Here is a 12,323-nt window from a genome sequence, read left to right as displayed (position 1 = left end):
TTAACCTTGAGCTGCGTTGAACTTTTAATCCTATTAAGGAGACGAACTATTTACCTATCAAATTGTTAAAATAACTTTTTCACTGTGCACTTTCTGTTATTTTGTCCTTTTTCCTTCATTTTTCTAGTGATGAAGCCATCAAAAAGCCGATTATCCCCTTTAAACATTCCCTTCGAGGATAAATCTTAAATAACCTTTTGCTTAAGTTTAAAAATCCTTTTCTGTTTAAAAGAATATACGATACGTACATGTCATAATGTGAAATAACTAGGATGAAGCACATTTTCTTGATCGAAAACTTGGTGCATATATGAACCAAAAATAACAAATTAAAAAAGAGTGCGATTATTTGGAACAAAGATGGTTGGAAGACATTTCAATATAAGTCATAGAGGGACTTTAGAGGAAAAGCGAGGACGTGAAAGTAATGAATATATCGGTTATTGGATTAGGAAAATTAGGTCTAGCTACAGCAGCTTGCTTTGCGTCAAAAGGGCATAGTGTTATCGGCCTTGATAAAAATGACTTTATAATGAATGAATTGTTGCAAAAACGTTGTCCAATCGATGAGGCAGGTCTGCCAGAATTGCTTGAAAAATCATGGGAGTATTTAAAAATTACAAGAGACATGAAGGAAGCAGTAGATGGTTCTGACATCACACTAATCATCACACCTACTCCTAGTAACAAGGACCATCGATTTAATAATGAATATATAGAACAAGCATTGAAGGCTATAGCGCCTTACTTAAAAGACAAAGCAGAATATCATATTGTTGATGTTGTCTCCACAGTAATGCCTAGAAGTTCTGATCAAGTATTTAAACCCTTGCTCGAAAAATTGACGGGAAAAACATGTGGAAAAGATTTCAGCCTAGTTTATAATCCTGAATTTATTGCGCTGGGTTCAGTAATCAAAAACTTCTTATATCCTGATATGGTGTTAATTGGCGCTTCAGATCAATACGCAGCAGATCAATTGGAGAAATTATATGTTACAACATGCGAGAGCTCTCCATCTATCGCCAAAATGTCATTGATTAATGCTGAGATAACAAAACTCAGCTTGAATTGTTATGTAACGATGAAAATTAGTTTTGCTAATGAACTGGCCTCGATTTGTGAAAAAGTACCCGGTGCAGATATTGATATCATTACCGATGCAATCGGAGAGGATTCACGTGTGGGAAAAAAATACTTGAATGGTGGATTAGGCTTCGGAGGCCCATGTTTCCCACGGGATAATCTTGCATTTCAAGCATTTGCGGATGAATTTGGGGTAAAAGCCAGACTTGGAAAACAAGTGACCGAGATTAATCATAATGTTGTAGATCGGTTGAACAGAATCATTCAAGAAAATGTAAATAAGGGCGAGAAAGTTTCTTTATTAGGAATTTCTTATAAGCCAGGGACTCACATTATCGAAAACTCTCAACCTATTACATTCGCACAGCAATTGCAACGTGCAGGGTTTAAGGTTGCGTTACATGATCCCAAAGCTTTAGATAGTGCAAAAGAGCAACTGGGAAATGATATTGATTATTGTGAGGACATTTACCATTGTATCGCAGGAGCAAGTGCAATCGTCTTGTTAACAAATTGGGGGTATTACAAAGAAGTGGACTGGGATAAAGTAGGCAAAATTGCAAACGAAAATGTGCTTTTGTTAGATAGCTGGAGAAGTCTAAAAGAGCTTTCAAAAGTAAGCCGATTTAACTATGTGGCATTAGGAATAGGGAAAGAATAGGTTATTAAATTAAAGGAGAATATTGATGACAAATACGGTATTAAAAGATTCTACAATTATACTTGTTTATACAGCTGGAAAAGTAGGATCAAAAACAATAGTACACTCTTTGAATAACTCAATTAAAAATAAAATTTACGATGTACACCATCTAACTCAAAAAAGAATTAATCTTGAAATAGAGTTTTGCAGGCGTTTTAGTATACCTTTGTATCCAGGTATAAAAGATGCTCAGTATTTAACAAAATTATTATCCGATACGGATAAAGTTGAGTGGAAGGTGATTACTTTAGTAAGGGATCCCCTATCCCAAAGTGTGGCTGGTTTTTTTCAAAATATACATTATCATTTTGATGATTTTGTCAAACGATATAATGCTAGGTTAATAAATGATAAAACGATAAACCATTATTTACAAATATATGGTCATCCACCATTGGAGCATATTGCAAGTTGGCTTGACACAGAAATAAAAACAGTTTTTTGTATTGACGTTTTTCATGATGATTTTTGTAAAGAAAAAGGATATAAAATTTATAAAAATAATAATGTTGAATTACTTCTAATAAGGTTAGAGGACTTAAATAAATGCGCTGAGGACGCTTTTTATGATTTTTTAGGAATAGAAAATTTTAAGCTTCAAAATGAGAATATGGCTTCACAAAAGGATTATTATGATGCGTATGTAAAGTTCAAAACCCATAATATCTTTAAAAAAGATGACCTTGATAAAATTTACAACTCAAGGTATATCAAACATTTCTATAGTGAAGAGGAAATAAAACAGTTTCGAAAAAGGTGGAGGGAAGTATAAACCAAGTTTTCAACATAATGAATTTTCACCTTAGGAGTTGAATTTTTATGATTAGTAGTTCAAATTCTTTTTCAAATAAAAATATAGATGAAGTACGGTCCTATTGGAATGCACGTCCTTGTAACATTAGGCATTCAATTAAGGAGATAGGGACAAAAGATTATTTTAATGAAGTTGAAGCAAGAAAGTATTTTGTCGAACCACATATTCCTCTATTTGCAGAGTTTGACAAATGGAGAGGTAAAAAAGTACTTGAGATTGGGTGTGGTATCGGTACGGATACAATTAATTTTGCCCGTGCTGGCGCAAAGGTAACGGCTGTGGATTTATCTGAAAACTCACTGGAATTAGCTCGAAAACGTGCTGATGTTTTTGGTTATGATGTAAACTTTTATCATGCAAATGCAGAGGAACTTTCTAAATCTGTGCCGATCGAAGAGTATGATTTAGTTTATTCTTTTGGAGTTATTCATCATACCCCGCAGCCTGATAAAGCAATTGCAGAAATTCGTAAATATATGGGGAAAGATAGTCAGTTTAAAATAATGGTATATAACCGAAACTCCTGGAAAGTGTTATGGATACTACTTACTTATGGTAAGTTTCAATTTTCAAAATTAGATGAATGGGTTGCTAATTATTCAGAAGCACAGACAGGATGTCCTGTTACTTATAGTTATACGAAAAAATCGATTCAATCATTATTAAAAGGCTTTGACATTCAAGATTTAAGGGTTGATCATATATTTCCATATTCTATATCGGAATACAAGCAATATGAGTATAAAAAAATTTGGTATTTTCAATATTTGCCAAAATCATTATTTCGATTTTTAGAACGGAATTTTGGTTGGCATTTATGTGTTACATCAAAATTAAAATAGTTCAAAAAAGTTTTAGGAGGAAAGTTCAGTGCTCATTCACCTTTGTAAGGAACTTGAAAAGGATCCTCCGATAAGCAGTTATAAAATTTTTGAGGAATTCGAAATGTTAAGCGGACATCCCTGGGAGAAATTGTCGCAGTCAGCGATAACCAACTATTATTCATGCCTTTATGGCATTACGGAAAAATTAAAGCCGCTTAGAATTTTGGAAATTGGGACAGCATTTGGGATGAGTGCGGCTAGTTTTCTTAAAGCAACTATTAAATTGGATTTATTTGTTACATTAGATTTAGGTATCTATGGTGACCAATTAGGGAGCTCAAAAAATAATATTGAATATGCAAAAAAACAGATTCATAGTTGGTGTAAAAAAAATGATATTTCTTGTAGTAAAGTACGTTTTTTTAAGGCAAATACTCAACCAAATAGCAATGGAGATAATGAAAACAACGGACTTAATGTACCAAAATGGCACGAAATACCAGAGCTGGTAATGCTTCTGCAGCAAGAGAATTTTGATTTGGTGTTTGTCGATGGAAAACATACTGAAGAGGGTTTATTAAATGATTTAAAAACGTTTTGGAGGTTTTTAAAACCAGGGGGAGTCATTTTATGTGATGATTTGCACGATCCCAATGAATTTAATGGGCATTTCTCATGGTGTCCCGACACTTGGAAATCATACCATCAATTTTTAAACAGTGAATTTAAAAATGAAATTGGAGAATATTTTATCTGGAATTTTCCACGGGTTCCTCCAAAAGGAAAAAATGGATTGAGACCTTTGGGCCTTATAAGAAAAAAATGTAATAATGTAAAAACAAATCCGAATTTTTCTGTGTTTTATGAGCCAAATGCCAAAATGATTAACAAGGCTAGGTTAGTTCACCTTGCTTCCCTGGGATTAGACCTGGCGAATTCTAAAGTTTTGGAGGTTGGAACTGGTGTTGGAGAACATACAGCTTTTTTTGAAAAATTAAATTGTGATGTATTATCAACTGACGCCAGAGAAGAAAATGTTAAAGAACATTTAAGCAGATATCCCTCAAGAGCAGTGAAAATTGCAGATTTAATTGTTCCAGGTAGTCATGAAAAGTTCGGAAAGTTTGATATTGTATATTGTTATGGAACTCTCTATCATTTAAATGACCCTAGTCTTTGTATCAAAGAGTTATCAAAAGTTTGTGAAAAATACTTTTTAATTGAAACATGTGTTAATTTCGTGGATAACGAAAAAATTAATATAGTTGAAGAGAATAAGGATTACTTAAATCAAAGTTATCACGGAAAAGGGTGTAGACCAGGAAGGGATTGGATAATGAATGAATTGAAGAAATTTTTTCCTTATGTCTATTTGACAAAATCTCAACCTAATCATCCTGAATTTCCTGAAGAATGGCCAGTAGTTAATTGTGAACGTTTATCTAGGTCAGTATTTGTTGCTTCGAAAATTCCTCTTAATAAATCGTCTCTTTCAAGTGAATTATTATACAAGCAAAAACGTTTAGACTTTTAGGCGTAGCTTATGAATGCAATACAATGAATGGCACGGCATTTGAAATCTCCGCAAAATATTGTTACACAAATCATTTTCATGTCAAGTGTAAATTACAAATAATTCCAGTTCAGATTTGTTAATACTAAAAGTAACGAGTGAAATTTTTAATTCAGAAAGATGTTCCTAATGGCATAAGGGTGTGATCTATTTTTTTAAAATAAAAACGGAGGAGGGGGACTTATTGAATTCACCTGAGCTTAGTATAGTGGCGGTAACACGAAATGATAATCACGGTGGTGATATGACCTATAGGATGCAATTATTTATTGAAGGTATTTTTTTTCAATCCGAAAAATACAAATATCCAGTAGAACTTATCATAGTTGAGTGGAACCCCCCAAAAGATCGTCCACCATTAGCTGAATCGCTGTCATGGCCCCAAAATCATAAATACTGTTTCGTTCGCATTATTAAAGTTCCAGAAAAACTTCATCAAAATTATAAACATGCTAAAAATCTCCCATTATATCAAATGATCGGAAAAAATGTAGGGATACGCCGTGCAAAAGGGGATTTTATATTAGCCACGAATGTAGATGTTCTATTTTCAGATGAGTTATTTAAGGTTTTTGCCTCAGGCAAGTTAAAAAAAGGGAAAATGTATCGTGTAGACCGGTATGACGTCAAAAATGATATTCCAGTCTATTCATCTCATGATGAGAGATTAAAGTATTGTGAATCAAATGTACTTCGTATCAATCAACAATACGGAACTAAAGACATAAATAATAATAAAAAATACCCGATTTATCCTGAAAATGTTCATGAACTAAACAAAAAAGATTATTTTTCAGTTCCACTTCATACAAATGCATGTGGTGATTTCCAGCTAATGGCCTGGGAACATTGGAACGAATTACACGGTTATCCAGAGCTTGATTTATTTTCTATGTACATTGACGGAATATTTGAACATATGGCTTATCATCATGGAATAGAAGAAGAAGTGTTGCATGAGCCCATTTTTCATATTGATCATATTGCTGGATGGTCCTTGGAAGGCCAAAATGAATTATTAAAACGATTAACAGCAAAAGATATTCAGTCATTAGAATATGGTCAGTATTTAGACCTTACACTCAAAATGCATATTGAGAGAAAGCCTTTAATATTTAATGATCAAAACTGGGGTTTTCGGAAAAATATGTTGCAAGAATATGTGATTAATGAAAAAGGGATTAAACAGTCCCACTTTGACTCGGAAAAATTTGAGTTTTATGAATCATGTAACACTGGTGAATGGCTTAAAAGGATAAACCAGATTCATAAAGAAATTGAAAAAGAAACTCAAAAAAATAATCTTAAAGAAGGTGATAAAAACAAACAAAAAGAAATGGGGCTAAAATGGTTTGAAGAAAATGTAAATAATAAGAAGGTTGTGGTATTTGGTGCGGGGAGCGGGTACGATCTATTTACGAAATTAATTCTTGACGCTTATAATATCAGGCCAGAATATTTTGTGGATAATGATCATGAAAAAGTTGGTGAAATGAAAAATAACATTGAAATTTATTCTGTTGAAAAATTATTGGATGAAAATAAAGAAGAAATTTTAATTTTAGTGTCTTCACAATTTTATCAAGAAATAAAAGACCAACTGGTGAAATTAGGATATAAAGAACACCAAAATTTTTTTCCAGCATATCAATACTAATTAAAAACAGATTTTGAGCATCAAAGGATCTGGAAATAACAATAGTTTATTCATGTTAAAAATATGAGGTAAACAGGAGACTGAAAATACTCGGTTTTATACCATTTCCAACGACGGCTTCTTAAACTACCTCTAAGTATTTGGTATAACCTCTTAGAATTTCAAACTACCACTTTGACATTTTTTTAATTCGATTTTTTCAAAAAATGTTCTCATTTTCATAAAGTTATCATTGGATTTGCCTTCGATACCTAATAATTAAATAGGAATTTTTTGGAAATATCCATACACTTTATTATAAAAGATTCATAGTCTACAGTATATCGTTTGATTTAAAAATAAGAGACGTGGATTTGTTAAACATGGAAACCTTAGATTATATTTTTTTTTGTAAATTATTAGAAAAACATTGTATCTTTACATGGTTAGATTGTTCTTACTTATTACAGGGGAAAATGAATAATTTCATTTACTGTAGGCTTTTACAAATCGCCTAATTCTTTATTCAAAAATGGAGGCAGACTATGAGTGATTTTTTTGATTTTTTACCATTGGCAAATCAGATAGAAAAACCGAGAATTCTTGAAATAGGTACTAGAAGGGTTGGGCTAAACCCGTCAACAGTACGTAAGGATTTGTTTAATGATTACAAGGAATATGTAGGTTTAGATTATCAAGAAGGATTAGATGTGGATATTGTAGGAGATGTTCACGAGTTGTCGAAAGTAGTTGGAGAAGAGAGCTTTGACATCATTTTAACTTGTGCAACATTTGAACACATTAAATATCCTTTTCTTGCTGCACATGAAATCTTGAAAGCATTGAAGGTGAATGGGTTACTTGCTTTACAAGCGCCCCAAACATTTCCATTACATGGTTTTCCATATGATTATTGCAGATTTTCAACAGAAGCACTGAAAGCGTTAGTTGGTACTGAAATGGGATTTAACGTACTAAACAGCGGATATGATTGTCCAGCTTCCATAGTATCGGAAGATGACCCAAACTGTAGGCTCCATGAGGCTTATTTAAGTTGTTGGGTGTATGGCAGGAAAGTTTCAAAAACACCAAAAGAGTTTATTTATGAACATGATAATTAAGAATTTATTGAAGGTTGAAAATGCGATTGTTTATTAAGTAACCAAAAAGAAATTGATAAAACACTAACAGGTAACCTTATGGTACCTGTTGTTTTTTTTACATCCATGAGTAAATTCTTCACAACTTTCCATTCATGATATCAATAAGGATCAACCTTAGAGGGTTATTTAATGATAAAGATTATAAACAAAGAGTTGTGAAATTTATAAAAAACAGAAGGGCCAGCGATGACAGAGGGGGCAGCATAGTTTATAGAGTTATGAATCTACTGAACTACCAGTATGACAATTACACTTGAATTTTTCCCTCCTTATTTTTTATGTTAATAAGCATTTTCATCGAATCTAAAAAAGTTATTTATATCATAATGTTAAAAGTGTCATGTTGAAGCTTAATAAAGAATATTTCTAATAAAGAGCTATCGATTTGGAAAATGTTAAAAAACAAGGATGATGAAAGGGTTATAAACATGAAAATCATTTTATTATCGGGTGGTTCAGGAAAACGCTTATGGCCATTATCAAATGAGGCCCGTTCGAAGCAATTTTTAAAAGTTCTTAAAAATCTGAAAGGACAAAAAGAATCAATGTTTCAACGGGTTTGCCGGCAATTGGAACAAGTAGGATTAAAAGAAAAATTTATAATATCCGCAAGTTTAGCCCAGCAAGATATTATATTAAATCAACTCAGTTCTAGTGTACCGCTTATTCTTGAACCTGAAAGACGTGATACTTTTCCTGCAATTGCACTGGCTTCATCATATCTATATTCTTTTATGGATATGAGTTTGGATGATGTAGTGATTGTATTACCTGTGGATTCTTATGTAGAGGATCATTTTTTTTATAAAGTAAAGGAATTGGAGCAAGTATTTAAATATGCAGATATCGATTTATCTCTCGTTGGTGTTAAGCCAGCTTATCCTTCTGAAAAATATGGTTATATTATCCCTGAAAAGAAAGTTACACTTAATAATTATACTTTTTACCAAGTAAGTCATTTTAAGGAAAAACCGTCTGAAGAGCAAGCCAGTCTTTTAATTAAGCAAAATGCCTTTTGGAACTGTGGAATCTTTGCTTTTAAATTAGGTTTTATGATTTCTTTGTTACAAAATAAAAACTTGCCTTGTCACTATAAAGAATTATTGACTCAATATAATAATTTACCAAAGGTAAGTTTTGACTATGAAGTTGTTGAGAAATTAAAAAGGGTGGCAATGGTTCCTTATAATGGTTATTGGAAAGACCTAGGAACTTGGGATACATTAACCGAGAAAATGGAAACCCATGTTACAGGAAAAGGGAAAGTTTGTGAAAAGTCCTATAATACTCACGTAGTCAATGAGCTTGATATCCCTGTTCTTGTTTTTGGAATTTCAGATGCTGTAGTCGCAGCCAGCCCTGATGGAATTCTAGTGACAGGGAAATGGCCAAATACAAAGTTAAAGGAATATTTAGTTGAATTTGAACAAAGACCGATGTACGAGGAAAAAAGGTGGGGTTGGTATAAAGTACTTCATTATAAAAATTATGTAGATAATCAAAAAATATTAACCAAACATTTAGGTCTTTTTTCAGGAAGCAACTTTAGTTATCAAAAACATTTTAAAAGAATTAAAGTCTGGACAATTATTTCAGGTGAGGGAGAGAGTGTTATAGAAGGAGAACTGAAGTTTGTTAAACCTGGGGATGTTGTACAAATCCCGGTAAATGTAAAACATGCATTAAAAGCACATACGGATTTAGAACTTATCGAAGTACAGATTGGAAGCGAACTTATAGAAGAAGACATTGAGCTCATCACTACAGAATGGGAAGAAATTGTAAACATGCTTAAAGAAGAATGATCGAAAAAGGAGAGCAAAAAATGTCAATAAAAACAAAAGTATTGGTTACGGGAGCCGGTGGATTCATAGGACATCATTTAGTTTCTTTTTTAAAGAAAAGAGGTTATTGGGTAAGAGGAATAGATGTTAAATATCCTGAATTTTCGAAAAGCAAGGCAGATGAATTTGAAATTTTGGATTTAAGGCGATGGGATAATTGTCTTCAAGCTACAAGGGGAATTGATGAAGTTTATGCATTGGCTGCAGATATGGGAGGAATGGGATTTATTTCTGAACATCATTCACAAATATTATATAATAATGCCCTCATTAATTTTCATACAATAGAAGCGTCACGTTTAAATCATGTTAAAAGATATTTGTATACATCATCGGCATGCATTTATCCTGAGTATCTTCAAGAGGATACGAATGTTGAACCGTTAAAAGAAGTTGACGCTTACCCGGCTAAACCTCAGGATGCATATGGATGGGAAAAGTTGATTACAGAACGCTTGTGCCAGCATTATTATGAAGATTTTGGAATGGAAACACGTATAGTCCGCTTTCATAATATCTTTGGGCCTTTAGGGACCTGGGAAGGCGGACGGGAAAAAGCACCTGCCGCGATGTGCCGAAAAATTGCTTACGCCAAATTATTTAAGAATCCAGAGGTTGAAGTCTGGGGAGATGGAGCACAAACACGTTCTTTTTGTTATATTGATGATTGTATTGTTGGGTTATATAAAATTATGCAGTCGGAATACCGTGAACCAATCAATTTAGGTCAGGATCGTATGATTTCTATTAATGAATTGGTGGATATAGTCGCAAATATTGCCGGAGTTGAAGTTAAAAAGAAGCATGTTGATGGACCACAAGGTGTTAGAGGACGTAATTCAGATAATACGAAATTGGGAGAAGTTTTAGATTGGGAACCGAAAATATCATTAGAAGAGGGCTTAGTAAAAACATATTCCTGGATTGAAGAACAGGTTTGTGAAAAATTGTTGCTGAACAAAAAAAAGGTGTGAAAAATGCTTACTGGAAATAATCAAAAGATTTCAATTATTACTGCCTGTTATAATAGTGAGTCTTATATTGAAGAGACAATTTTGAGTGTAATAAACCAAACGTATTCAAACATCGAATATATTATTGTCGACGGAGCTTCTGCTGATGGCACAATGAAAATTGTTGAAAAATATAAAGAACATATTGATACCATTATTTCAGAACCTGATAATGGAAATTATGAAGCTTATAATAAAGGCATTCAAGCATCTACAGCTGATATTATCTATTTTTTGAACTCTGATGACTACTTGTATGATGAATTTGTGATAGAAAATGTCGCAAAGTACTTTATGGACAATCAACAGTTGTCCATTTTGTATGGCAATGTATTGATCAAAGATTCAAAAGACAATATGGAAATGTTATACGGAAGAAGGTTTGAATTAATTGATTTTAAATATGGTAATATGCCCCCACATCAAGCTTTTTTTGTAAAAAAATCATTGTTTGACCGATTTGGTCTTTTTGATTTGAACTATGAAATTGCAAGTGATTTTGATTTTGTAATCAAATGTTTCAAAGAAGAAATTGAGAATTCCTTTTATTTAAATAAAACCATTGCTGTTTTTCGAACAGGCGGCGGGTCTACTAACTATAAGACTAGAGTAATTGGTTTAAAAGCAAAGGAGCAAATTATACAAAAACATTTTAATGTTGAAGTTGATCTTTCATTAACTGAAATGAATAATAATGCTTTGTACCGGCTATGGCTAGAGAAACTGTTATTAGAGGACAGTGGGATTACAAAGTCATTAAAAAAATATAAAGTGCGGAATGTTGTCATTTTTGGCAGTATGAAAACTGCTATATATTTACTAAAAGATTTGCAAAAAGAGAAATTCCATGTGGTTGGCTTTATTGATAATAATGTACACATGCAAGGGAAATTTATTGAAAATGTGAAGGTTTTTAGTAGGGAATGGTTAACAGAAAATCAAAAAACAGTGGATGCGGTTATTATGTCAATTGAAAGTAAGCAAGGTGATAAGCTAATAAGCCAATTAGCAAAAGAGTTGGATCCCCATATAGTCATAATGTCGTGGAAGCAATTAGTTGAGCCCCCAGAAGCAAAATAACCCGTACAACTTGAAAAGTGGTTCCGGGTTATTTTTTATTCAGCTTTATTAAAGGATAAATTGTAATTAGAAAAACAGCCCTAATCCCCATCTTTTGTAAAAGTAGAATTTCTGTTCTCAAGTACTAAAAGTGATATTGTTCCAGTACCTTATTTTTTGACTTCTTCTTGTACTTCCACGCCCTGTTCCTTGCCATTTGCAAGGTTATATGCTCTAATATTAGGTTTTATAGATAATCTCCTTTGTTAATGCAATCTAAGCCCTTTATAAACCGTTCTCCTTATGCATCGTTTTATCCTTGGACAGCTACTTTCTTCTGGAACTTGATTCTGCTAAAAAAATGAACGAATTTGGACTTTGGTAAATTGGCATCTTCATTAAAATATTTATGTTAAACTAGGTCCAAACAAACATGAACCGAAAGTAGAGAATAAATACATGCATATTTTATAAAAGAAGGGGGTTGGGAATGAATTTTCCTTCAAACCATTCATGTATTTGTCAAACCTTTAAAAAACTCCGGCCAGGAGAGACTGTGAATCTTTTGTTCATTGGTTCTCTTACTCCCGTTAAATCACATTTATCAC

At 32.8% G+C, this 12,323-nt stretch carries 9 protein-coding genes; all 9 read left to right on the top strand.

All coding sequences use genetic code 11. The features are described from left to right. Positions 1-427 precede the first annotated feature (427 nt). The 9 genes from ACFFIX_RS10840 to ACFFIX_RS10800 all read left to right on the top strand — a co-directional run bounded on the left by ACFFIX_RS10840 (position 428) and on the right by ACFFIX_RS10800 (position 11,736). Positions 428-1,747 (top strand): UDP-glucose dehydrogenase family protein, encoded by a 1,320-nt coding sequence (locus tag ACFFIX_RS10840; protein WP_378933751.1) that lies wholly within the window; start codon positions 428-430, stop codon positions 1,745-1,747. A 25-nt stretch (positions 1,748-1,772) separates the two neighbouring features. Continuing rightward, positions 1,773-2,561: a putative capsular polysaccharide synthesis family protein gene (locus ACFFIX_RS10835; RefSeq protein ID WP_378933748.1), complete on the top strand. Its 789-nt coding sequence runs from the start codon at positions 1,773-1,775 to the stop codon at positions 2,559-2,561. 47 nt (positions 2,562-2,608) lie between these two features. Continuing rightward, positions 2,609-3,445 carry a class I SAM-dependent methyltransferase gene (locus ACFFIX_RS10830; RefSeq protein WP_378933744.1) on the top strand — a complete coding sequence of 279 codons (837 nt, stop codon included), beginning with the start codon at positions 2,609-2,611 and terminating at the stop codon, positions 3,443-3,445. Positions 3,446-3,473: 28 nt separating this feature from the next. Continuing rightward, entirely contained in the window at positions 3,474-4,961 is a 1,488-nt protein-coding gene (locus ACFFIX_RS10825) for a class I SAM-dependent methyltransferase (RefSeq protein ID WP_378933741.1), read from the top strand. Between the two features lie 223 nt (positions 4,962-5,184). Beyond that, positions 5,185-6,657: a hypothetical protein gene (locus ACFFIX_RS10820; RefSeq protein WP_378933739.1), complete on the top strand. Its 1,473-nt coding sequence runs from the start codon at positions 5,185-5,187 to the stop codon at positions 6,655-6,657. Between the two features lie 524 nt (positions 6,658-7,181). Next, a complete protein-coding gene (locus ACFFIX_RS10815) occupies positions 7,182-7,757 on the top strand; it encodes a methyltransferase domain-containing protein (protein WP_378933736.1) in 576 nt (191 codons plus the stop codon). A gap of 470 nt (positions 7,758-8,227) precedes the next feature. After that, positions 8,228-9,604, top strand: a complete 1,377-nt coding sequence (locus ACFFIX_RS10810) for a sugar phosphate nucleotidyltransferase (protein ID WP_378933733.1) — start codon at positions 8,228-8,230, stop codon at positions 9,602-9,604. 20 nt (positions 9,605-9,624) lie between these two features. Continuing rightward, positions 9,625-10,617 carry an NAD-dependent epimerase/dehydratase family protein gene (locus tag ACFFIX_RS10805; protein WP_378933730.1) on the top strand — a complete coding sequence of 331 codons (993 nt, stop codon included), beginning with the start codon at positions 9,625-9,627 and terminating at the stop codon, positions 10,615-10,617. Between the two features lie 3 nt (positions 10,618-10,620). Then, on the top strand, positions 10,621-11,736 hold the full coding sequence (locus ACFFIX_RS10800; protein ID WP_378933727.1) for a glycosyltransferase: 1,116 nt from the start codon (positions 10,621-10,623) through the stop codon (positions 11,734-11,736). Positions 11,737-12,323 lie beyond the last annotated feature (587 nt).

The sequence above is a fragment of the Metabacillus herbersteinensis genome (genome assembly GCF_042433335.1).
Classification (GTDB): domain Bacteria; phylum Bacillota; class Bacilli; order Bacillales; family Bacillaceae; genus Metabacillus; species Metabacillus herbersteinensis.
The sequence above is the reverse complement of the archived record's forward strand: the minus strand, read 5'-3'. Positions and strand labels throughout refer to the sequence as shown.

Bases quoted from the DNA above. Each gene is read 5' to 3' on its own strand.
- ACFFIX_RS10840 (WP_378933751.1), top strand. From the start codon at position 428: ATGAATATATCGGTTATTGGATTAGGAAAATTAGGTCTAGCTACAGCA.
- ACFFIX_RS10835 (WP_378933748.1), top strand. From the start codon at position 1,773: ATGACAAATACGGTATTAAAAGATTCTACAATTATACTTGTTTATACA.
- ACFFIX_RS10830 (WP_378933744.1), top strand. From the start codon at position 2,609: ATGATTAGTAGTTCAAATTCTTTTTCAAATAAAAATATAGATGAAGTA.
- ACFFIX_RS10815 (WP_378933736.1), top strand. From the start codon at position 7,182: ATGAGTGATTTTTTTGATTTTTTACCATTGGCAAATCAGATAGAAAAA.
- ACFFIX_RS10810 (WP_378933733.1), top strand. From the start codon at position 8,228: ATGAAAATCATTTTATTATCGGGTGGTTCAGGAAAACGCTTATGGCCA.
- ACFFIX_RS10805 (WP_378933730.1), top strand. From the start codon at position 9,625: ATGTCAATAAAAACAAAAGTATTGGTTACGGGAGCCGGTGGATTCATA.
- ACFFIX_RS10800 (WP_378933727.1), top strand. From the start codon at position 10,621: ATGCTTACTGGAAATAATCAAAAGATTTCAATTATTACTGCCTGTTAT.